Genomic DNA, 20,417 nt, shown 5'->3' on the forward strand with positions numbered 1-20,417 from the left:
CGTTTACGGGCCGCAAGTAGCAGAAATGCGAATGTCAGATCGCACATGCGCCTGGAAGGGCGCGGCTGGTAAGAAAGCCTTACAGGCGCATATGAAGAACCCCCGGCTAGGCCGGGGGGTCTCTTTTGTGTCTGCGGGAGAGGGAGCCTGGCGCGCGGGCGGGGGTTTGCCCGCCCTGTGCACGACGTTTTTTACTCCGCTCCCATTTGGGCCGCCTCCCGGCGGGGGGCAAAGGGGGCCGCCAGTGGCTGCGCCCCCACGGGGCCTCTTTTGCGTATTCCCCCGTTGACCCTGTCGGGCTTTCCAATGCTCACAGTCAACGGGGGCTGCGCGGCTTTTGCTGCGAGAGCTTTCTTTGTCTGCTTTCGCAGACTCAGGTGATCTCCCTTCGCGTCGCGCAATTGCCATTAGCGGATGGATTTCGAGCCAAGGCTTTGCCTACTCTCGAAAATTGACGCGCGGCGCTCAAGGAGCGCAGCTCGCACGCGGGCAAGCTCCGCCGCCCGCTGCGCTCATGCGTGACGCCATAAATATAGGGGGTCAGATGGTTTGGGAATAGGCGTAAACCTTAGATCGAATAGGACGAATACCGGACGAATGCCGTACTAATGCGCTACCATCAACAGCAAGGCGTCACCGGAGCGGGAAGAAACCGCCACCGGGACGCCTTTCCTTTTGGATTGTGAAAAGTGTAAACCTTAGCAGATTCCGTCAGATGATTTGTGAAATTGCCAAGCCGGGGCGGGAAATGCGGTACATGTTTTAACTTGCACATAACATTGACTAAAAGCGCAACAGGAAGAGGGAAAAGCTATTTTTCCAGGAAAAACAGTTGCAGGTTAGCAAAGGCCGAACCTGCAACTAAGAAGTGACAAGGTGTTTTCTCGTAGCTCTAATCTGCATCGAGTTCTTTTATTTTAACGGCAATTGCCATAATCCTATTATGCATTTCTTCATAATATAGGTTTGCAATGGCTGAAATTTGCTTTTTTGACATTTCAAGTCCATTTTCTTGTAATACATATGCGACAATTATTTCTAGTAACATGGAATCATCACCAATAGATGTATATTGACGATAACCTCTTCCATGTGTTTCATAAAAATGTGGAATACCGCTATGGTCAGAATCTATACCGTATTTACCTTCTCCAAGAATTAGCCAATGCGGGTTTACATCAAATTCACGACAAATTTTTGATGTAATAGAGATGTCTGGTTCGCTTTCTCCCCGTTCATAACGTCCTACTGTGTTCACATGTACCCCAATTATACGGGCAAATTCTTCACGTGACATTTCTCCTCTGACACTTTTTAGTCTTTCAGCAATGCTGCTCATGGTATCCTCTTAGAAAAGCTGAAAATACCATGTATGGTATATTTATTCATTTTTTATTGACAAAATACAAAAAATGAACGAAGAATACCTTGCAAGGTATTATTACCAAGTAGTTGTGGAAATATTACCCGCCCGCGTGTTCCCGGTCAACGAGGTTGTTCGGACACGCAAGCTGCCGGGAAGGCGGCGTTTCGGACAAGGAAGGGCGGACGGCCATGAGTTTTACCCCTTACCAGCTTCCCTTGATGGGTGACGACAGCCAAACCACACGGGCGATCCATGTGGCGGGTTTGGTGCCGTCCGTCAAAGCCTCCATGCAACGCGCCCTGGCTGCCGTCACCCCGCCTTTATCCCGCGAACAGCTTGTGGACCGCATGAACGCGATAGCCAAGCAGGCCGGGGCAAAAATTACGTCTGACAAGTCCCGGACGCTGACGCTGGCGACGCTGGAAAAGTGGCTTTGCCCGAACGACACGGAACACGTTCCGTCGCTGATGGCGCTGGAAGTGTTCATGCTGGCCGTGGACAGCCGCGCCCCTCTGGACGTGCTGGCTTCTTTGCACGGCTATCGCCTTATCAGCCCGGAGCAGGCGAAGATTTTGGAATACGGGCAAGCCAAGCTTTCGGCCAAACGTGCCGGTCGCGCCATGCGCCGCCTGGAAGAGGAGATCGGCCATGTATGAGCGTCAACTGTATGAAGTTCCGCGCTTCCTGACCACGGAAGAAGTAGCCGAAATGGCGGGCATGACGGTACGCGCCGTGAAGTACAACGGTACGCGGAAGGGCTGGTCTTACGGCATGGGCCGGGACGGCGTGCGCTATTGGGACGTAAGTTCTTTTTCGTGGGACATGCCTGAACGGTTGTTTGACGGCTTTTTACGCCATGATGCGGCTATCAAGCCGCTTCGTGACGCGGCGCAAGAAGAAGCGCTTCTGTTCTGCGATATTCTCGCGCCTATCAGAGTCAACGCCGAATACATGACATACTACGGCGACGGCGTTCTTTTGTGCCGGGCACTTGAGATTATTCAAGACGCTGTGACGTTCATGCCCGGCCTGTATCTTCCCTATGCCTGTACCGGGTTGTATTTCCATACGGGCATTGCATGTGAAACTCTTGAAGCCTTCGCCACGGGAAAAGAGCTTGCAACGCCGATTTTCGGCATTGAACGCCGTTTCTGGCTTCCCATTCTTACGGAATGGGTTCGGCGTCTTTGTTTGCATGGACAGAACGGAGCCGGACAAGGGGCGCTGCGTGTGAAGGAACCCGCATCGGGGAAGTCTTTGCGTCACATGAAACCCGCCGTTGCAGTCGCGCAATAGGGGAATTTCATGCAGGCCGCGCCGGACTTTTCCACCTTCTTTTCCACGGGGGAACTTGCCAAGATGCTTGGCATTTCCCGTCAGGCCGTGCGCCAAAAGGCGGACGGCAAAAGGTGGAAACCCGTAGCCCGCAAGGGGCAAGGCGGGGGCTTGTGCTGGCTGTTTTCCGACCTGGACGAACAGACGCGGAATCGTGTTTCCCATTGCTGGCACAAGCAATGGAAGCGCCAGCAGCAGGCCATGAAGCCGGAAGACCTGGAACGCGAAAAAGTCCGCCTGCAAATCATGGAAGAACAGTTTTTCCGCAAGCCCGGCAAGGCGCAAAGCAGGGCGGAAAGACGTTACCGGCTTCTCCTTGAGGCAATGGAACTGATCGACGGCGGCATGAAGGTCCTGGAAGCGTTCGCCATTGTGGCGAAGAACAACGGCGTGAAGGCCGCGAATCTGCGGAACTGGTACTACGGAACAGACAAGAAGCCGGGGGTGCGCAAACTGCCGCGCCATGAATGGCTGTACGCGCTGATGGATCACTATGTGGGCCGCCAAGCGGAACGGAAGCGGACGCACTTCGGCAATGCGGAAATCAACAAGATGATGCGGGGGACTGCCCCGGACACGCACGCGCAATCCGTTGAGAACATGAACCGGCGGATAGCGGCGCTGGGATAGGAAAAAGCCCGGTGCGGGAACACCGGGCTTCCGGGCGCGGGCCTTCAAGAGGCTCCGGCCCTGTTACAGAGGCTATGCTTGCGCAACCTTGAACAGCACGGAGTCTATATGAACATGCGGGAAAATGCCACGGAAACAACGCCGGATATGCGGGAAAATTCGTTGCGGGATGCCATACGCGAGGAAATGCGCCGTGGCGGCGTGAGCCAGCCCCGGCTTGCGCGGGAATCGGGCATATCCGTACCCCGAATCAACCAATGGCTTTCCGGGAAGTACAAGGGCGACAACGCGGCCATTGAAAAGGCGCTGCAAAGCTGGCTGCGTTCCGCCCTGGAAAGCCGGGAACAGGCGGCAAGCGGCTGCATTCCCGCCGCGCCGGACTGGATGCCCACGCTCACGGCCAACAAGATACTTCTGGCGCTCAAGTATGCCCACAAGCTGGCGGACATCACCGTCATTTACGGCGGGGCCGGACTCGGCAAAACCCTGACCGCGCAACGCTATCAGGAAGACAATCCGAACGTGTGGATCGCCACCATGACGCCTTCGGTCATCAGCGTGACGGCCTGTCTTGAGCGCGTGGCCTACGCCGTGGGCGTGAACCATGTTCCGGCGGGCGGAGCGCAGGCGGAACAGGCCATTGTCAGCCGCGTATCCGGCTCTGGCGGGCTGATTGTCGTGGATGAAGCCCAACACTTGCCCGTGACGTGTTTGGACGCTCTCCGAAGCCTGTACGACGCTTCCGGCGTGGGACTGGCGATTATGGGCAATGAGAGCGTGTACACGCAACTGACGGGCGGATCGCGCAAGGCTCACTTTGCCCAACTGTTCAGCCGGATAGGTCGGCGTGAACGCCTGACGAGCCCCACCGCCGGGGACATCGACGCCCTTCTTAAGCCCCTCGATCCGGCGTACATCATCTGACGGAGACGGCCATGAGCAATCAAATTGACGCGATCATGATGTTTGTGGAACGCGGCTGGCATCCCTACACGGGACAAGTGGACGTTGCCGTGTATCAACAGCTTGAATGCCCGGCCCCGTTGTTCGCCAAGTGGTTCTATGAGGGGCAGGAAGCGCAGGAAGCCCTGTGCGTAGGCTGCGAACGTCAATGCCGGGTGGACTGCACGGAAGGCTTTAAACCTGCCCCAAAACGCTTTCAAGCCCTGTATAAAGGCTATTACTACTCGCTGACGCCTCTGGAAATGGTCAAAAGGCATACTTTGTTGCGTGTGGAACAGGCGGCTTACTGCCTGAATATCGCCGAACGCACGGTACGAGACATGATTGAAAAAGGGGAGCTTGTAGCAACCAAGCGAAAACCTGTCCGCGTTCGGTCGGAAGAAGTTTTACGGCTGATGAATGATTTTGACGAATAGCAGCGCAACTTTACGGAGAACTTCCCATGAGAGACGATAGAACCCAACATCTCAACTTGCCTTTGCCTTCCCTGGAGAACGAATTGCAGGAAGATTGCCCGCGCATCCGGGAAGCCTTGCAAGTTCTGGACACTAACGCCGGGGACCAGAAAGCCGAAATTTCCGGGCTGGAAAAACTGACCGACGAACAAGGGAAAAGCCTTTCTTCCCTGGAAGGCCGGGCTACGGAGCTTGAGAACCGCGCCGCTGCATGTGAAGGCCGGACGTCCGCCCTGGAAAAAGGCGTTGCCGAAAAGGCCGATGCCGCCGCAACCACGGGCGAACTGGAACGCCTTGAAGCGGACAAGGCGACGCGGGAGGAAATGGCGGCCCACGATGCCGACAAAGACGCCCATGATGCGCTTGTCCAGCGCATCACGGTAGGCAGTCTTTCCCCTGTCATCGGCATATGCTGTGTGGAAACGGGCGGCGGCGCTGGCCTGTGGTGCAATGTCGACGGCGAAGGACAGCCCGTCAGCCCCACGCGGCGCTATTTTGATTATCATCCCACCTACAACGCCTTGCGCCGTGTTCTTGTGGACAGTCAGGTCATGCAGGAACACCACAAATTTTACTACAAGGCGTTCACCATCGCTTCCGGCCCGTTCCAAGGCAAGACGGCCCGCGTCATCAGCCCCGGCCAGCAGGACGGCTTCAAGCCGTTCCCGTCTTTCATGCGGGACGGAAAAGAAGCGGATGTATGGTACTGCGGCACGTATGCGGCCACGGATGAAGGAGGCACGCCCAAAAAGCTGGGAAGCCGACCGGGCAAAATGCCGTTTGTGAGCGTGGATTTTCCGACCATGAAGTCTTATTGCCACAATCGGAATGTGGGCGGCGTAAACCGCTTTGAAATGTGGAATATTTATCAGGTGTCGGAACTGCAATTGCTGGCCCTGATAGAGGCCGCCACGCCCGATACGCAGGCCGTGTACGGGCGCGGGCGGGTGGATGCGACCAGCGCGGCGACAGTGGACGCCCTGGACGTTGCCACGGCTTCTTGGCGCGGCCATGTGGGCCTGTGGGGGAACGTCTGGCAGATGGTTGACGGCATCGACGTAACCCCGGCGGGCACGCTTCGTCTGTGGAAGAATGACGGGGTACGGGAATTTGTGGATACCGGTTTTGTCTGCCCCGCCTATGACGGAACGAACGTGGCCTACATGCAGACGTTCAAGACGGGAGCCGGGGCCGGGTTTGACTTTGATGATATTTTTTTCCCGGCCACCACGACAACCAACATCTTAGCAGGAACTGTTCCTGATGGTTTTTGGGGCAGATGGGGTTCTGCCGGGAACGTTTTATACCTCGGCGGCGCATGGAGCAATGGGTCGGGTGCTGGCCTGTTCTGCCAGGATTGGCTCGAGACGCAGGCCCTCGCCGGCACCTACATCGGTTGCCGCCTCGCAAAGGTGTAATACTGTCAACTGGTTACTGAATTACTGTACCCGCCGAAGGCGGGTAGGAAAATTTTTTGGAAAACGGGTACACGGAGGGCGTATGAATTTGCGGATGCGACACGGTGATGAGTCTAGCAGCCGTAGCACGGGCGATGCCCGGAGCGCCATGTGGGGTTGCCGCGCAAGCGGACGCTAGGCCCCACCATCCGCAAGGCCACTGCCTGAAAAGACAGTGGCCTTCTTCCGAACAGAAAAATTCACAAACCAACTGGTAGAGTTTCACAAACCTTCTGGCCGCTTATACCATAAAAGCGGGGGGCAGGGGGTTGTAGGGGGCCTGGGGGGGGCTTAAGCCCCCCCCAGGCCCCTGCTCCCCACCGGGAGGCGGCCCAAGCTCAAAGCGGAGCGAAAATTTCTGCACCCGCGGGCAAAAAAGACATCACCCGGACGACAAGCCCCCCCTCTCCCCCCATCACCCCAAAATTGTTGACGCGGCGACCATAAGCCGCCGCGCCGTTTCCCGCGCCCTCACAGGAAGGAGACAAGGACGCGGGGCGGGAAAACCGCCCGCCGGGGAAGCGAATTTCGGCGGGCGGCCGGAGCGGCTCCGTAGAGATCGGAGCCGCCCCGCTGATGCTGATGACGTCTGGTGTCAGAACTCGTAACGGAAAGTGCCGAACACGCCGTGCGCCGTGCTGTGCGCCCCCGCCTGCAAGTTGTAGTTCACGCCGAAGCTGACGCTGTCGTTGCCGAATTCCAGACCGGCCTGACCCATGTAGGAAATGTAGTCCATGGTCTGGGTTTCCAGTTCCGCCGTGCCGCTCACGCCGGTGAAGCGCACGTCGCCGCGCGCCTTGATGTCCCCGGCGGCGGGAATCACGGCCAGATCCAGGCTGGGCTTGACGTGCCAGCCGTTGCCCGTCTCGATACGCTTGCTGAAGGCCACGCCCACCGGGAAGGTCCAGATGTTCTGGTTGATGGCGTCGCCCTTGAGCAGCGTGCCCTCGGACTTCACGTCGTATTCGTCGGTGTTCAGGCTCATGTAGCGCACGCCCGCATGGGGGATGATGTCCACCACGCCGGTTTCGAACCTGTACTCGCCGCGCAGGCCCGCGCTGACGGCCCAGGCCGTCACGTCGCTCTTGAGGTCGCGCATCTGCATGCCGGAGGGCAACTCCTGCTCCAGCTTGTTGTAGGTGGAGGTGTAGTTCACGTCGGCGGTGAGGCCGAAGTTGTTTTGCGCCCAGCCCAGATACGCGCCGATGCCCCAGAAGTTCATGTCGTTGGTGGTCTTGTTGAAGTCGCCGGAACCTTCGGCGTAGCCGCCGCCGATGTTGAAGGTGATGCCCGCGCGGATGGCGTTGTCAAAGGTGTAATCCGCGCCGATGGCCACGCCGCCCAGACCGCCGCTGTAGTCCATGTTGAAGTTGCCGCCTTCCAGGCCCCAGCCGTTGGCGCTCTGGTACAGGGGCATGATCCACATGGCGAAGCCGGTTTTGGAAGCGTCCCCGGCGGACGCGCCGGTCTGTACAGAGCCATCGGCCGCCATGCTCTGGATGGCGTCGCCGCCGGGCTGCGCCAGGCCGGTACGCTGGGTCACGGCATTGCCCGCCGCATTGGCGGCGGCCATGGTCATCTGCGGCACAGCGCCGATGACGGCCATGCGCGCCGCACTTTCGATGGTCACGGCAGCCTGTCCGGCGTCAGCCATATAATTGCCGTCCGTGGCGCGGGACAGGAAACGGCGGCCCTTTTCGGATGCGAAATAGTCGTTGCGCCCGGCCGCGTACATGCCCGAAGCCAGATTGCCCAGCTCGCTGTCCAGCGCGGGCATGGCCTCGGCGGCGGATTTGGCCCTGGTCGTGACCTCGCCGGTGACGGGGTTGAAGTCAAAGCCGAGGAATGAGGTGCTGCTGAGCAGATTGGCGTCGCGCCAGCCGTTCTTATTCTCGCCGGTCTGGTTGATGGCGGCGTCCGCGATGGCGTACCTTTCCCCCGCCTTGGCCCCGCTGATGCGCAGTTTCGCGCCGTCCGCGACCTTCACCGCATTGTCGACGGCGTTTCTGATGGCGGTATTGCCGTTGCTGACAGAGGCGGCGCTGACGTCGAAGGTGGAACCTTCCATAAAGGTGATGGAGGAGCTTACGTCTTGTCCTTTATTTGTATGCTTGTTCAGATCCACATAGCCCGTGCCCGTCACGGCCAACGTGCCGCCGTTGCCTACGACGGCTTCAGCGGCTGAGGCGTTGTTTTTGGCGCTTGAAATAGTCTGCCCCTTCGTCAGTCCGCCGCCCACCATCAGCAGTTCGCCGCCGGTGCTGACCGTGGCGCCGTCGGTGATGTTGACCGTCTTGGCCTGGAATACGCCGCCCTGCCCGTCGGCAACATTGACCGAAGCGCCCTTGGTGATGGTCAGCGCTTGACCGTCGGAGGCAAAGAGCATGCCCGCGCTATCCCCTGTGCCGGAGAGATTGACGGTCGCGCCGTCCGTGATGCGCAGACCGCCAGTGTCGTTGGTAGTGGCCATCCCGCCGAAAAGGTTGGCGTTTTGAATATTGACCACAGTGTCGGGGCCGCTGACCGTGGTGGGCATGTCCGCGTCCACCCAGCCGCCGACATCGCTGTTTGCTGCCGGATCCCATCTTTCATTATAGCCGCCCAGGCCCTGCTGATCCCAGGTCTTGGACGGATCGCCGATGATATTGGTGGTGCCGCCGGTAATCGCCAGTTGCGCGGCATCGGCATAGCCGTACACGTTCAGAACACCGCCCCTCATGTTGATGGCGGAATTCCTGTTGTCGTTGAGAATGGCAACTTGACCGCTCTGCGCCACCGTAAACTCGCCGCCTTCAATGTTCAGCGCGCCGCCCAGATCCATACGCCCGGCAACGTTCACCGTGCCGCCGGTCTGGGTAACCGTGGCCTCGGTGGAAGTCTTCAAAGCTTCCGTCAGGCTTTGATCCGTATCAAGCTTGGTAATGCCCATAGTCAGGTTGGCGTTTTGGGCCACATTCAGCTCGCCGCCGGTGATCCGCATGTCTGCGGCGCTCAACACGCCGTGCTTGTCTTGCGTCACATTGATGGTCGTGCCGTTCAGGTTCAGCGAACCATTATCGCCATAGGCGCGGACAAGCGCGGCCTTGCCCGCCTCACTTCCCGCCATGTCAATTTCGCCGCCGTCCAGATTGAACGTGGGCGCGAAAAGCTGGGCATGATCGCCCAGCGTGACCGTGCCGCCGTTCAGAGAGAACGTGCCGCCTACCGCGCCCAGCATGGCTCCGTCAGCCCACTTGTCGCTGGAAGCTTCGCCCGCCATTCCGGAGATTTCGACCGTGCCGCCGTTTATGGCCACGTCCTTCATCTGCATCTGGCTGTTGATTGTCAGTTTTGAGTCCGCGCCGCTCATGTCGAGAGCGGCGGTATATTTGTTGCTGCTATTCACAAGGGCGTCGTAGCTGGCCGCGCCCTGAATGCCCGCGTGCTTGGAGACGTTGATGGTGAGCTTGCCGCCGTTGGCAATGACCAGTTTTTCACCGATAAAGAGCTGACCAGCGCCGCCGCCAGCAACGCCGGTATAGCTGAACGCATTATCCGTTCCGGAGATGGTCAGGCTTTTGGCCGCTCCGGCATCCATTTTATTGGCAGCGCCTGAAATTTCCACATCTTTATCCTGCCCCCACCCAATATCCACCGCTCCGGCCATGCCCGCGCCGCCCAGGACCAGCGCCCCGGCCACGGCCAGCGAGCCGAACACGTTGAGAAGGCCGCATTTTTTGAGTACGGCCCGATATTTGTTGACAAGATTCCCCATAGCGCCTTTTGTAAGCATGACATACCTCCTTGGAGCTTTCGCTCCCCAACGTTCATATGGAGCCCAACGCTCCTGGCCATCGCCGGCAGATGCACTGTTGGTTCTTTGGTGAGGCATGCTGAGTCGTGAGGGAGATATCTTGATGAAATAATGAGTATTTTTTATGAAGCAAAAAACTTGGAAAAAATTTCTGTGAGGGTTGATATTGCAAATTTATGATTTTTGAAGTATTGTATTTCAAGTGCTCGTTGACAGTGCATCTGTCAACGAACACTTGAAATGTGGGTCATAAGAGTCCATTTTTCCGTCAGTTCAGCGACGGACAGAGAAATGGTCAGCGCATTTTCTTCTGTTTTTCCCTGTCCTGCCTTCCTTGCGGCTCGTGCCGACGGACGGCGCGATACGGCGGCCGCGCGCGCATATGCCTTCTCCGTATGGCGGGGCGTGTTCCGCGCGAGGGCATGGGGGCGTTTTCTTCCCTGCCGCTTTCCCCGTTTTGTCCCTCCCTCCCTTCACTGGTCCGCCCGCTGTCCGGCGTCAGAAAATCGCTGACGTTCTGGGTCGCCGACAACAGGGAGGCCTGCCCCAGATGGGCATAGCGCATGGTTGTTCTGGGGTCGCTGTGTCCCAGCAGTTTTTGCACCTCATAGAGCGAGTGCCCGGCATTGACCAGAAAGCTGGCGAAAGAGTGCCGCAGATCATGGATGCGCATGTCGGCCAGACCCAGCCCGCGCCGCAACGTTCTCCAGAAAAGAAAAATGTCGCTGAGCGGCTTGCCCGGCGCATGGCCGGGAAACAGCCACGGACAACCCGGCGCGCGCGGCAGGGAGCGGATGACGGCCACGGCCTCGTCGGACAGCAGGATATGGCGCGGCTTGCCGGATTTGGACAGCGGCACGGTGAGCAGGCGCTGATCCAGGCGTACATTTTCCCAGCGGGCCTTGAGAATTTCGCTTTTGCGCGCGCCGGTGAGCAGAAGCAGCCGGATGGCCGCCGCCTCGGGACGCGAAGAGCGCTCAAGCGCCCGCATGAGCCGCCGGGCCTCCGCAAGGTTGAGGCAGCGTTCCCGCTGGAAATGGATTTTAAAGGCGGACACGCCCGCGCAGGGCGATTGCCCGGCGGGCAGCACGCCGTGCAGCATGGCCAGGGAGCAGACGCTTTTAAAGACGGCCAGATTGCGGTTGCAGGTGGCCGGACTCAGACCCTGGGCCGCCAGATCGTGCAACCAGTTTTCCACCTCGCCGCGCCGGATGCCGTCCAGCCGCCGGGCTCCGAAAGCCGGAGAAAGACGCTGCCGGGCAATGCGTTCATCCACCTGCCAGCTCCGCTTGCGAAGTTTGACGTGCGGCAGATAGACGGCGGCGACAAAGGCGTCGAACTTCAGAATGTCGGACGGGCGGACTGCGGAAGAGTGCTGTGCGCGGTGCTTGGTCATACGCTTTTCTCCTGTAAAAATGTTATGAAGGGACAGGAGTATAGACATAGAGCCCCCGCACGATAGCGGGGGCTCTATACGTATGAGTTTATGTAACTATTGGAAATATTTTTAAAATTGATATATCCGGAGACGCATTCGCTCAAACCGTCCGCCGCCAAGTCGGCTTTTGCCATACAGGGGCGTTGTAAGGGGTGAATTTGTTTTACGATATTGCAATACAGCTTCGTCTAATTCAACCTGCGCCTTACGGTCCGAAAAAATTCCATTTTTTGTGGACGGCGTTTCAGAGCGTTGCGCTTTTCAAAAGCGCAACGCTCTGGCGGTTGTTTCCGCAGACGCCCGCACCAACGCGCGAGGAAAAGGCGCGTTGGTGCGGGCGTAGCGGACGGCGCGGGCATTGAAATAGAATATTCCAACGGCAAAGAGTTCCAATCGGGCTGGGCACGGGGGTAAATTCCCTTGTGTCATGCGCGGGGTCCGCTGCGTTCCGACGATCGGAAGCGGCCTACGGCAGGCGCGGACCCTGCGCGCCCAGGGTGAAGAAATTGCGCCCCGCCCGGCTCGCGCCGTTGAGCAGGGTGGAAGTGAGCCCCAGATAGTCGGTATTGCCCCGCTGACGCAGGTATTGAGCTTCAAGACCGGCGCTCTGGGCCTGGTTACGCAGGCCCCAGGCCCGCAATTGTTGATTGTAGGCCGCGTCCGCTCCCTGCTGTTGCAGGGAGAGGGCGTCCAGTTCGCCTTTTTCCGCCGTGTCCAGCACGCGGTCCAGCGTGCCGCCCGCGTCGGCCTGCGCGCCCGAGGCTCCGGCTTCGGCCCGTTGCGCGCCGATGATCCGGGCCGCCTCCTGCCGTTTGCGGGCCGCGTCCTCGACTCCTTCCCTGCGGGCCGCGCGGGCCTCGTCGTCGGCGAGGCGGGCGTTCTGCTCCGCGATCCTGGCGTTGCGTTCCGCCAGTTGGGACTGGTATTGGGTCTGCTGTTTCCGGCTCTGCGCCTGCTGGACCGCGCTTACCGCGCCCGCCGCCGTGCCCGCCAGGGCCAGGGCCGCGCCGATGACGGCGGCGGCGCCGCTTGCAATGGCCATTTACCGCACCTCCTCTGGTGTAATGGTTTTGTGCCAGACCGTTTCCGTGTGCCGTGCGCCCAGACGGCGGTAGAGCGCGTCGCAAGGGCGCGAGGCCGGTGAACTGTACTGGATGAGTCCCACGCCGCGCGCGGTGAGGCAGCTTTCCGCGCGGCGCAGCAGGCCGAGAGCGGCCAGGCCGCGCCGCGCCTCGGGCGCGAGATAAAGCCCGTCCAGGGCCGCCAGGATGACGCCCGGCCGGTGTGGGCAGGGCAGCACCGTGAAGGCGGCGTAGCCCGCCAGACGTCCGTCCCCGTGCCTGGCCGTGATCACGGCCAGCATGTCCAGCCCTTCCAGCGCGGCGTATCGCGCCGCATCCAGTTGATAGGCCTGCTCGCCGTGCAGGACGGCTTCCACCTCATCCCAGTGGGCCCGGGTCAGGGCCTGAGCCTCGTCACCCACCTGATTGAACCTTTCCTCCTGAAAACTGAGCATGGCGCTCCTCCGTTAGTGTTCGCCGAAGTCCACATCCAGCACCAGAGCCGCCAGCCGGAAGGGCAAGGGTCTGTCCTGCACCAGCCAGAGCGTGGCCGCGCTGCTCTGGCCGCCGCCGGGAATGCAGTCCACGTCCCCGGAAAAAGGGGCCACGGCCGTGCCCCAGCGCTCGGGCAGAAAGGGCAGGTCGTAGAGTTCGTCCCGGCCGGGGCCGTACTTGCCGCCCACGCTGCGGTGCAGGCGCAATGTGCAGCGCCCGTGGGAGCGCCCGCGCCCCAGGGTGGAACCGGACTGGGTGTCGCTTTCCAGCGGCAGGGGCGAGAGGGCCGAGACAAAGCCCAGCCCGGCCTGAACCACGCTCGCCGGATAGGGCAGTTCAATGACGCCGTCCCGGACCACGCAACCCTCCACCGGGCTGCCGTCGGCCAGCACCGAAAGCGCGCGGCCTTCAAGATGCTCCAGGCCGCTGACCCGCGTGGAGGGCGTTTCCCGCCGGAAGGTCAGGCCGCAGTCCACAAAAAAGGCCTCGGCCACAGGCGCGGCGTCCTGCCACTGGTCCCCCAGGCGTTCCAGAAAAAAGCGCGTTTCGCCCTGAATCTCCCGCTCCACCACCAGAAGCAGCACGTCGCTGTCCTGGCCGGAAAGCGCGGCCACGGAGCGCACGCGGCCGTCCGTGATCTGGCGCGACCAGCCCCAGATGTCGTGCTCCTTCATATAGGTGAAGGCCAGCAGCAGGCCGTCGTCGCGCGCGATCCAGATGGTGGAGCCTGGCGTCTGCTGATAGGCCCACTGCTTCAGGCTGTGTCCCTCGAACAGATGCGGGGCCAGAATGGAGAGATCGTTGCCCGCGTAGCCGTCCTTTTCCAGCGAGTAGAAGAGGTCGCGTACGCGGGCCCCGTGGCGCTGTACATGCAGGATGGAATTGCCGATGATGATGGGCGCCAGCCCGGCGCTGCCCCAGTAGGACTGGGCCGTGATGCTCACACTGTTGGGGGTGATGGCAGCGCCGTCGCCGCCCCCGGCCTTGTATTCGCTGCCCGAGGTGCCCAGCAGCAGATCGCCGAAACTGGCGGCCCAGGTGATGGCGTCGATGGAACCCGAGGCGATCAGGTATTCCACCGGATCGTCGTCCTGAAGCGGGCGGGACTTGCGGAAATTTTCAAAATCGCCGGTGCGCGACATGTAAAAGGCCTGGGGCGCGGCGGGCGTGGCGGCCAGGACCATGCGCTGCTGGTGGAAGGCCACTACGCCGGGATTGTTGTTGTCCGCAAAGGGATTCCAGTCCTCGCGCGGGGTGTCGGCGGTGTCGGCCTGATAGTTCTGGTCGCTGAAGGTGGTGTCCCGCGAGATGCCGATAAAACCGAAATAACCGGCTTCCTCCCGGTAGATGTTGTATTCCGCCGCCCCGTTCACGGCCTGCCAGGAGATGGTGGCGCTGTTGCCCTGCACCCAGTCCGAGGGATGGCGCGCGCCCGTGCTCTGCCCTGCGGGCGAGGGCAGAGACTGGCGGCCCTTGTCGTCCACGGCGGCCACCTTGTAGCGCAACGTATAGGAATCGCCGCTGCCGGAAAAGGCTATCGACGGCGCGGCGGGAGCGGGCAGGGAGGTGTTCAGGACCACTTTTTCCAGGCTCCAGGCGTAGCCGCCGGACGCGTTTCCGGCGTCCCGGCGCACCACCTTGTGCAGGGGATAGCGGCGATGCGCCAGATAGACCACGTCGCCGGCCTGGGCGTGGGAGATTTCCAGCAGGTCTTCCGCCGCATAGGGTGTGGCGATAGGCGGCACGTTTTCCACAAGTCCGTCGGCGTCAGCGATACGCAGGCTTTTTTCGCCGAAAACCAGGGCGAAATTCTGCCCGGCCTCGGCGCTGAAACTGAAGGGGATCAGCACCGCGCCGCCGCCCAGGTCAGCCAGAAAGCGGGTGCCGGGCCGCCGGGCCACGTCGCCGTGCAGGCCGGGCAGCATGTTTTCCATGCAGGCCACGCAATTGCGGTAGCGGGCCAGATCATAGCGGGCGGAAAGAGTCGGGGCCACCTCGCCGCCGGTGAAGTTTTGCAGGGCTATGCGCATGCTTTGCTCCTGAAGGATGCGGTGAATTTGTTTCAGGCTTAAAGATATTTGTTTTTATATATGAATTCATATATTATATCGCGATAAAAATTGTGAGACAGTATGGCACAAGGCGATAAAATTCTCTCCATCCAGGCTTTGCGCGGGATCGCGGCCATCCTGGTAGTCGTTTTCCACGCTCAGGTTTTACTGGAAAAGTTCGTCGCCAAGGGAGCGCAGCCGGCTTGGCTCAACAGTATTCCCTTGCTGGCCAAGGGCGGACAGGTCGGCGTCGATATCTTTTTTGTCATCAGCGGTCTGGTCATCGTCTATACCTGCTGGGATCGTTTCGGTTGTCCGGTCAATGCCGCGTTTTTTCTGAAAAAGCGTATTTTTCGTATTTTTCCTGTCTATTGGCTTAACCTTGTGCCCTGGGTTATCGTTTTTCTATTTTTTTCACACGCGCTGGCCTCTCATCCGGTATTCAACCTTGAGCAGACAATTTTTTCCTTTTTTCTGATTCCCTGTTTCAATGGTATGAACGGCCCGTTAAATACGTACTATCTGTTGGGCGCCGCATGGGCGCTGACCTATGAATTTTATTTTTATCTGTTGGTAACCCTTGCTCTTTTTTTTGACAGAAAATGGTTTGTTCCGATCATTATCGTCTGTTTCGCGGGCGGTACGTTTATCCCTCAGAAAGAAACCATCCCGCTGTTGACGATTTTCAGCAGTTCGCTGCTGGCGGAATTCCTGTATGGTATGGCAATCGGATACGCTCTCCGCCGGGCGGTCAGGATACCGAAGTGGAGCGCGCTGTCGGCGCTTTTGCTGGCCCCCGCGCTTTTCTGGGGCAGCGAATATCTGCCTTTTTACCGGGGCTATAGTTGGGGAATTCCGGCGGCGCTGCTGGTCTTTGGCGTGGTTTTCCTGGACAGGGCCGGGACGTTGCGCATGCCGTGCTGGTTGTCGGCTGTGGGCAACAGTTCATACAGCCTGTATCTTTCACATGGCATAGTGCAGTCGGCTCTCGGTAAAATATTGACGCTTTCCGGGATGTGGCCCGCTTTGTCCGGTGATCTGTATGTGTTTCTTATTTCTTTGATTTCCATCCTGACAGGCTACTGCTGCTGGCTTTTGACGGAAAAGCCCCTGGATGCCTGGTTTTCGCGGCGTTTCTTACGCCGTGAGGCGGCACGTTAGAGCAGTTCACGGTTGAGCGGCTCTAACGTGCGAGCACAGGCCAAGGGGTTTCTTCCCCGCCGCCGTCCCAGGGGGCGCCGTCCTGCTGGGGCAAATCTCGCAGGGCCTGGCGGTACGCGCGGACCGTGACCATGTCCGCGTTATCCAGAGGATAGTCCGGCATAACCAGATAGTCCGTGTCGGCCACGCGGGCGTCGCGCGCTGCGCGCAGGCGGATAAAACGTGCGTTTTCACTGTTGTATTCGGCAAAGCGCGCGGCTTCGGCGGTTTCGGCCTCGGTGGAGAGGCGGGCTTTTTCGGCTTTGTGCAGAGCCGCAAATGGGGCCACTTCCTCGGCGTAGAGGGTGGCGTCCAGAGACTGGTTATAGTCGTCGGTGAACTCCACATGACCTGTCCGGAGCGCGCCATCCCATTGCAGGGCACGCAGGTTGACCGGGGCCGGGAAGTCGAAACGCAGAGCCTCGCCGTCAACGATAATCAGTCGGTCTGCAGGGACAACAGTGACGTTAGGCATATGAATCTCCTCATCTAAAGCCGCATTACGGCGTTTCAAACGTCTTTATGCTTTCGCCGCTATCATGAAATGCGTATAACGTAGGCCAGGGCGTAGTACGGCGACAGGCTGCTGGCCGCGCCGCTGCTGGCCGCCAGACTATGGGCATGAGCCTGGGAGCCGCCTGTGGAGTATGTATAGCCCAACCACGCATAGTCGCCTTGCGTAGCTTCCGCTCCACTTGACTGTTCATTCCCCCCGGTCCTGAACTGGTGCTGGTGATTCGCCAACTGGCTTTCCGTCAGCGTCGTGGCTCCAACAGTGCCGGAAATACTGTGATCATGCGTCCCGGAACCGCCGGTGGAACCAGCCGGATGACTTTCGTCCGCGCCCAAAACAACACGTCCGCCTATTTGGGGGACTGTGCCGCCTCTCCCGTCAGATCCGCCGTCGCAGAGAATCCAATCTTCCCGCGCGGTTGTTTCTCCGGGCATGATGGCACGGCGTCCGTCCGAGCCGCCGAAGGCGACGCCCTGCACAGGGATGGGGGAACGCGGCGGGTAAATGGCCCAAGGATCGAGATAAATACGCCCTTCGGCATCCACCTTGATGTAATCCCCGATCTTGACCAGACCCGCTTTGTCCGCCGTGGCCGGACCCACATTGGCGATTTCCGTGGCTCTGTCGGCTTCGGCCCTGGCCCTGTCGGCCTCCCTCGCGGCCGTGACGGTATGGTCGGCGGCTTCATCCGCACTCCGGGCCGCGGCCAGAGCCGAGGCCGCCGCGCCGCCGGCGGCCCGCTCGGCCCGTTCCCTGTCCGTTGTGATTCCTTCCACCACCTCTTGCGGGCTCTGTTCGCTGCTGGGCGGCAGAATCACGGCCCGGGAGAGCTGTTCCAGCAACTGCTGGCGTTCGGCGGCGGCCTGATCCAGACCGTCCTCCATGACCTGCGGGTCAAAGCGTGCGCCGCTGACCAGATCAATGTCTTGGCTGAAGGGCATGTTGCGCACAATGGCCAGCTTCCAGCCCTCGGGCAGGGGCGCGCCTTTGTGCAGATAGCTGATCGTGCCGCCGCTGTCGCTGAGCGTGGCCGTCCAGCCCATGGCCCGGCTGGTTTCGCCCTGGGGCGAAGTCAGGCTGACCACCAGTTGGGATTCCTCCCAGACCCGGAAGGAAAAGGGAAATTGCGTGGCCGCGCCGTTGCCTTCAAAAAGCGCGCGGCTCGCGCTGTACGGCATGGTCATAGCGCCTCCCGCCGCGCCGTCAGCCATGCGTCGTCCGGGGCGGATTCGCGCCGTTCGGAGGCGGTCGCCTGGCGGGCCTGGGGCAGGCTTTCGGCATAGAGTTTTTCCAGCTCGCTAACCTTCTGGCTGTTGTTCTTGAGCAGGGGCACGGCGATGAGGGCCGCCAGCTTGCGGGCCAGCATATGGGCGAAAAGATCGTCGAACAGGCGGCTGTTCCGCACGTCTCCGGTATAGAGCAGCAGGGCGCGGGCCGCGTCGGTGGCCAGAAAAGACGCCGATCCGGCCGCGTCCGCCGTGTTTTGGGCCAGGCTGAAGGGCCGGGGGGCAATGCCCTCATGGCGGACTTCGTGAACCTTGAGGCAGTCGTCCGGCAGGGCGTAGGCAAAGCGGAATTCGCGCTCGAAACCCTCGGGCAGGGGCAGACGCGCGAGCCAGGCCCGGCATTGGGCAAAGTTCCAGGGAAAGTCGCGCAAAACCTGCCGCCGGGCCGAATCCCAGTACAGGCGGCATTGCAGGGCCTCGGGCGTATTTTCCCGCTCCGAGGCCACGCTGCGCGTGCCCAGAAAACCCAGGGCGCGGTTCCAGATGGAGATTTGACTGATGGTCATACGAGTCCTTGAAGTGGATGTTTGGGGGAGAGGGGCCTGCCGCCCGGATTAAGGTTTTTTGTCCTTCGGGTACGGGATTTGCCTTTCCGCTCCAGTTCTGGCCGCCTACCGTTTTGGATAAAAGCAATATTCAATCGTCGGGAATTGAACGCGGCGATCAGGAGCGCAGCCCGCACGCGGGCAAGCTCCTCTCTGCGCCGCGCCCATGCGTTGCGGTGTATAAAGCGGGGGGAAGGGCTTGCAAGAGGCCTGGGGGGCTGCGTAAGCCCCCCGGCCCCGTGCCGGGAGGCGGCCCAAGCTGGATCGGAGCGAAAAAGTTCATACCCGAAGGGCAAAACATCCCTCATGCGAGCGGCAAGTTTCAAAAAAGCGGGCGCTGCTCCCTACTTGACCTGAAGCTCCGCCTCATACGGCAAATCCTCCTCCCGCAGCAGGGCCGCGAAGAGCCTGCCCGAGCTGACGCTCTCGCCGCTCTGCGGGGTGAGCGCGAAACCGAGACGCAGCCAGGGTTTGCGCACGCCCTGCGGCAGAAACCGGGGGCCGAGGCGCGCGCCCAGACCGAGCTGAGCGCCCGTGAAACTCCAGGCCGCGCCGGGCACGGCGGACCAGGAGCCGCCCGCCGCGTCCGGCGCGTCGGCCTCCTCCAGAGTGAAGGACAGGCTCAGCACTTCCTCGGGCGCAAATGCCTGGGTGACGGAGACGCGCATGGGCATGGGCTCCATGCGGCCCGGCAGTTTCAGGGCGTTAAGGGCCACCGCCGCGCTTTGGGCGTCGGCGGTCAGCGGGCCTTCGAAAAAGACGGCGTTGCGGTCGATGATGGCCATGAAAGCTCCTTGGGTTCGTGTGGCGGAAGGGTTTGCGGCAAAGGCTCTACACGGCGCTTTCGCCGGAAAGCACGGCGTCGCACTGGCGGACGGGCCGCCCGTGCAGCACAGGCACGGCCTTGGCGTCGAAAAATTCACCGTACTGCAACTGCACGTTGCCTGCGTCGGAATTCTGGAGCTCCAGGGCCGTGAGCACGTCGGCATTGGCGTACCAGACGGCCTTCTGGCGCAGATGCTGGGGCATGCGGTTCTTGGCCTCGATAGTCAGCTTCTGCAGGTCGATGAAGCCGCTCTGACCCTTGCGCTTGTCCAGATCCTTGACCGGCAGGTTGGCCACGCGCACCACGCCGCGCCAGTCGCGCACGGCCAAGCCGCAGCGCCAGTTGTACTTGTCGCCCACCACCTGGTATTTGCGGCCGTCCGGGTCCTGGGCCATGTAGGTCTGGAGGTCCTCATGGGAAAGGCCGCCGCTGCTGCCCTTGGGGTAGATGCCGTGCACGGCCTGCGCGCCCCAGGAGATCAGCCAGAGCGAGGTGCAGCCCGCCTCGTCGCGGCCGCCCGCGTCCAGCACGTTGTTGGCGTCGCGGGCCGGATAGCGCATGGCCAGACCGTTGAACTCGTCGGGGTTCAGATTGCTGTCCCCGTAAAAGAGGGTGGCGGCCACCTTCTGGCGCATGGCTTCGGCAAAGGCCACGCCCTCGCTCATGCGGAAGGATTTGTCCCGGCTGCCGTAGAGGCGCAGTTCCTCCACGTCCAGCTCCATGATGGCCTCCAGGATGCCGCAGCCTTCCTTGACCTGGCTCCACTGCGACTTGGAAGGCGGCGTGCCCTGATAGAGTCTGCGCCAGTAAACCTCGGGCAGGCCCGTGCGGATGCGGGTCAGATGCCCGTCGGACTGGTTGGACTCCATCCAGAGCACGTCGTCCATGATGTCGTTGGTTTTGTTCATCAGTTCGATGATCTGCCCGGCCTTGCCGCCGCGGTAGAACTGCTCCATTTCAGCCAGTGAGACCACGAAACCCAGGGAATTGGACATACGTATC

18 protein-coding genes are annotated in these 20,417 nt (G+C 60.7%); 7 read left to right on the forward strand and 11 right to left on the reverse strand.

The window, feature by feature from the left end; all coding sequences use genetic code 11:
- Positions 1-892: 892 nt before the first annotated feature.
- Entirely contained in the window at positions 893-1,339 is a 447-nt protein-coding gene (locus FYJ44_RS08555; RefSeq protein ID WP_154511178.1) for a helix-turn-helix domain-containing protein, read from the reverse strand.
- A gap of 215 nt (positions 1,340-1,554) precedes the next feature.
- Here FYJ44_RS08555 and FYJ44_RS08560 point away from each other — a divergent pair, with 215 nt between their 5' ends.
- From FYJ44_RS08560 to FYJ44_RS08585, 6 genes are all read left to right on the forward strand, one after another.
- Entirely contained in the window at positions 1,555-2,022 is a 468-nt protein-coding gene (locus tag FYJ44_RS08560) for a hypothetical protein (protein WP_154511180.1), read from the forward strand.
- Entirely contained in the window at positions 2,015-2,662 is a 648-nt protein-coding gene (locus FYJ44_RS08565) for a hypothetical protein (protein ID WP_154511182.1), read from the forward strand. Before FYJ44_RS08560 ends, FYJ44_RS08565 begins: the two co-directional genes overlap by 8 nt.
- A gap of 9 nt (positions 2,663-2,671) precedes the next feature.
- Positions 2,672-3,331 (forward strand): hypothetical protein, encoded by a 660-nt coding sequence (locus FYJ44_RS08570; RefSeq protein ID WP_154511184.1) that lies wholly within the window; start codon positions 2,672-2,674, stop codon positions 3,329-3,331.
- A gap of 108 nt (positions 3,332-3,439) precedes the next feature.
- Entirely contained in the window at positions 3,440-4,255 is an 816-nt protein-coding gene (locus FYJ44_RS08575) for an AAA family ATPase (protein ID WP_154511186.1), read from the forward strand.
- A gap of 11 nt (positions 4,256-4,266) precedes the next feature.
- Positions 4,267-4,710 (forward strand): helix-turn-helix domain-containing protein, encoded by a 444-nt coding sequence (locus tag FYJ44_RS08580; protein ID WP_154511188.1) that lies wholly within the window; start codon positions 4,267-4,269, stop codon positions 4,708-4,710.
- 26 nt (positions 4,711-4,736) lie between these two features.
- Positions 4,737-6,167, forward strand: coding sequence for a hypothetical protein (locus tag FYJ44_RS08585; RefSeq protein ID WP_154511190.1), 1,431 nt, complete (start codon positions 4,737-4,739; stop codon positions 6,165-6,167).
- Positions 6,168-6,801: 634 nt separating this feature from the next.
- Here the strand turns inward: FYJ44_RS08585 and FYJ44_RS08590 are convergent.
- The 5 genes from FYJ44_RS08590 to FYJ44_RS08610 all read right to left on the reverse strand — a co-directional run bounded on the left by FYJ44_RS08590 (position 6,802) and on the right by FYJ44_RS08610 (position 15,023).
- Positions 6,802-9,978 carry an autotransporter family protein gene (locus FYJ44_RS08590; RefSeq protein ID WP_195840984.1) on the reverse strand — a complete coding sequence of 1,059 codons (3,177 nt, stop codon included), beginning with the start codon at positions 9,976-9,978 and terminating at the stop codon, positions 6,802-6,804.
- A 316-nt stretch (positions 9,979-10,294) separates the two neighbouring features.
- Positions 10,295-11,395: a tyrosine-type recombinase/integrase gene (locus tag FYJ44_RS08595; protein WP_229772623.1), complete on the reverse strand. Its 1,101-nt coding sequence runs from the start codon at positions 11,393-11,395 to the stop codon at positions 10,295-10,297.
- A 508-nt stretch (positions 11,396-11,903) separates the two neighbouring features.
- Positions 11,904-12,479, reverse strand: a complete 576-nt coding sequence (locus FYJ44_RS08600) for a hypothetical protein (protein WP_154511194.1) — start codon at positions 12,477-12,479, stop codon at positions 11,904-11,906.
- A complete protein-coding gene (locus tag FYJ44_RS08605) occupies positions 12,480-12,953 on the reverse strand; it encodes a GNAT family N-acetyltransferase (RefSeq protein ID WP_154511196.1) in 474 nt (157 codons plus the stop codon).
- A gap of 12 nt (positions 12,954-12,965) precedes the next feature.
- Positions 12,966-15,023, reverse strand: coding sequence for a phage tail protein (locus FYJ44_RS08610; protein WP_154511198.1), 2,058 nt, complete (start codon positions 15,021-15,023; stop codon positions 12,966-12,968).
- Positions 15,024-15,125: 102 nt separating this feature from the next.
- Here FYJ44_RS08610 and FYJ44_RS08615 point away from each other — a divergent pair, with 102 nt between their 5' ends.
- Positions 15,126-16,205: an acyltransferase family protein gene (locus FYJ44_RS08615; RefSeq protein ID WP_154511200.1), complete on the forward strand. Its 1,080-nt coding sequence runs from the start codon at positions 15,126-15,128 to the stop codon at positions 16,203-16,205.
- 22 nt (positions 16,206-16,227) lie between these two features.
- Here FYJ44_RS08615 and FYJ44_RS08620 read toward each other — a convergent pair whose 3' ends face one another.
- The 5 genes from FYJ44_RS08620 to FYJ44_RS08640 form a co-directional block, all read right to left on the reverse strand.
- Positions 16,228-16,719, reverse strand: coding sequence for a tail fiber assembly protein (locus FYJ44_RS08620; RefSeq protein WP_154511202.1), 492 nt, complete (start codon positions 16,717-16,719; stop codon positions 16,228-16,230).
- Between the two features lie 62 nt (positions 16,720-16,781).
- On the reverse strand, positions 16,782-17,942 hold the full coding sequence (locus FYJ44_RS08625; protein ID WP_154511204.1) for a hypothetical protein: 1,161 nt from the start codon (positions 17,940-17,942) through the stop codon (positions 16,782-16,784).
- On the reverse strand, positions 17,939-18,550 hold the full coding sequence (locus FYJ44_RS08630) for a phage connector family protein (RefSeq protein WP_154511206.1): 612 nt from the start codon (positions 18,548-18,550) through the stop codon (positions 17,939-17,941). The genes FYJ44_RS08625 and FYJ44_RS08630 overlap by 4 nt, the downstream gene beginning before the upstream one ends.
- 383 nt (positions 18,551-18,933) lie before the next feature.
- Positions 18,934-19,374, reverse strand: coding sequence for a hypothetical protein (locus tag FYJ44_RS08635; RefSeq protein ID WP_154511208.1), 441 nt, complete (start codon positions 19,372-19,374; stop codon positions 18,934-18,936).
- A gap of 46 nt (positions 19,375-19,420) precedes the next feature.
- A complete protein-coding gene (locus FYJ44_RS08640; protein WP_154511210.1) occupies positions 19,421-20,410 on the reverse strand; it encodes a major capsid protein in 990 nt (329 codons plus the stop codon).
- Positions 20,411-20,417: the final 7 nt, after the last annotated feature.

Origin of the sequence: Desulfovibrio porci (genome assembly GCF_009696265.1) — a bacterium.
In the GTDB taxonomy this organism is placed as follows: domain Bacteria; phylum Desulfobacterota; class Desulfovibrionia; order Desulfovibrionales; family Desulfovibrionaceae; genus Desulfovibrio; species Desulfovibrio porci.

Excerpts from the sequence above, each read along its gene's own strand:
- FYJ44_RS08555 (WP_154511178.1), bottom strand. The coding sequence starts at position 1,339 with ATGAGCAGCATTGCTGAAAGACTAAAAAGTGTCAGAGGAGAAATGTCA.
- FYJ44_RS08560 (WP_154511180.1), top strand. The coding sequence starts at position 1,555 with ATGAGTTTTACCCCTTACCAGCTTCCCTTGATGGGTGACGACAGCCAA.
- FYJ44_RS08565 (WP_154511182.1), top strand. The coding sequence starts at position 2,015 with ATGTATGAGCGTCAACTGTATGAAGTTCCGCGCTTCCTGACCACGGAA.
- FYJ44_RS08570 (WP_154511184.1), top strand. The coding sequence starts at position 2,672 with ATGCAGGCCGCGCCGGACTTTTCCACCTTCTTTTCCACGGGGGAACTT.
- FYJ44_RS08575 (WP_154511186.1), top strand. The coding sequence starts at position 3,440 with ATGAACATGCGGGAAAATGCCACGGAAACAACGCCGGATATGCGGGAA.
- FYJ44_RS08580 (WP_154511188.1), top strand. The coding sequence starts at position 4,267 with ATGAGCAATCAAATTGACGCGATCATGATGTTTGTGGAACGCGGCTGG.
- FYJ44_RS08585 (WP_154511190.1), top strand. The coding sequence starts at position 4,737 with ATGAGAGACGATAGAACCCAACATCTCAACTTGCCTTTGCCTTCCCTG.
- FYJ44_RS08590 (WP_195840984.1), bottom strand. The coding sequence starts at position 9,978 with ATGCTTACAAAAGGCGCTATGGGGAATCTTGTCAACAAATATCGGGCC.
- FYJ44_RS08595 (WP_229772623.1), bottom strand. The coding sequence starts at position 11,395 with ATGACCAAGCACCGCGCACAGCACTCTTCCGCAGTCCGCCCGTCCGAC.
- FYJ44_RS08600 (WP_154511194.1), bottom strand. The coding sequence starts at position 12,479 with ATGGCCATTGCAAGCGGCGCCGCCGCCGTCATCGGCGCGGCCCTGGCC.
- FYJ44_RS08605 (WP_154511196.1), bottom strand. The coding sequence starts at position 12,953 with ATGCTCAGTTTTCAGGAGGAAAGGTTCAATCAGGTGGGTGACGAGGCT.
- FYJ44_RS08610 (WP_154511198.1), bottom strand. The coding sequence starts at position 15,023 with ATGCGCATAGCCCTGCAAAACTTCACCGGCGGCGAGGTGGCCCCGACT.
- FYJ44_RS08615 (WP_154511200.1), top strand. The coding sequence starts at position 15,126 with ATGGCACAAGGCGATAAAATTCTCTCCATCCAGGCTTTGCGCGGGATC.
- FYJ44_RS08620 (WP_154511202.1), bottom strand. The coding sequence starts at position 16,719 with ATGCCTAACGTCACTGTTGTCCCTGCAGACCGACTGATTATCGTTGAC.
- FYJ44_RS08625 (WP_154511204.1), bottom strand. The coding sequence starts at position 17,942 with ATGACCATGCCGTACAGCGCGAGCCGCGCGCTTTTTGAAGGCAACGGC.
- FYJ44_RS08630 (WP_154511206.1), bottom strand. The coding sequence starts at position 18,550 with ATGACCATCAGTCAAATCTCCATCTGGAACCGCGCCCTGGGTTTTCTG.
- FYJ44_RS08635 (WP_154511208.1), bottom strand. The coding sequence starts at position 19,374 with ATGGCCATCATCGACCGCAACGCCGTCTTTTTCGAAGGCCCGCTGACC.
- FYJ44_RS08640 (WP_154511210.1), bottom strand. The coding sequence starts at position 20,410 with ATGTCCAATTCCCTGGGTTTCGTGGTCTCACTGGCTGAAATGGAGCAG.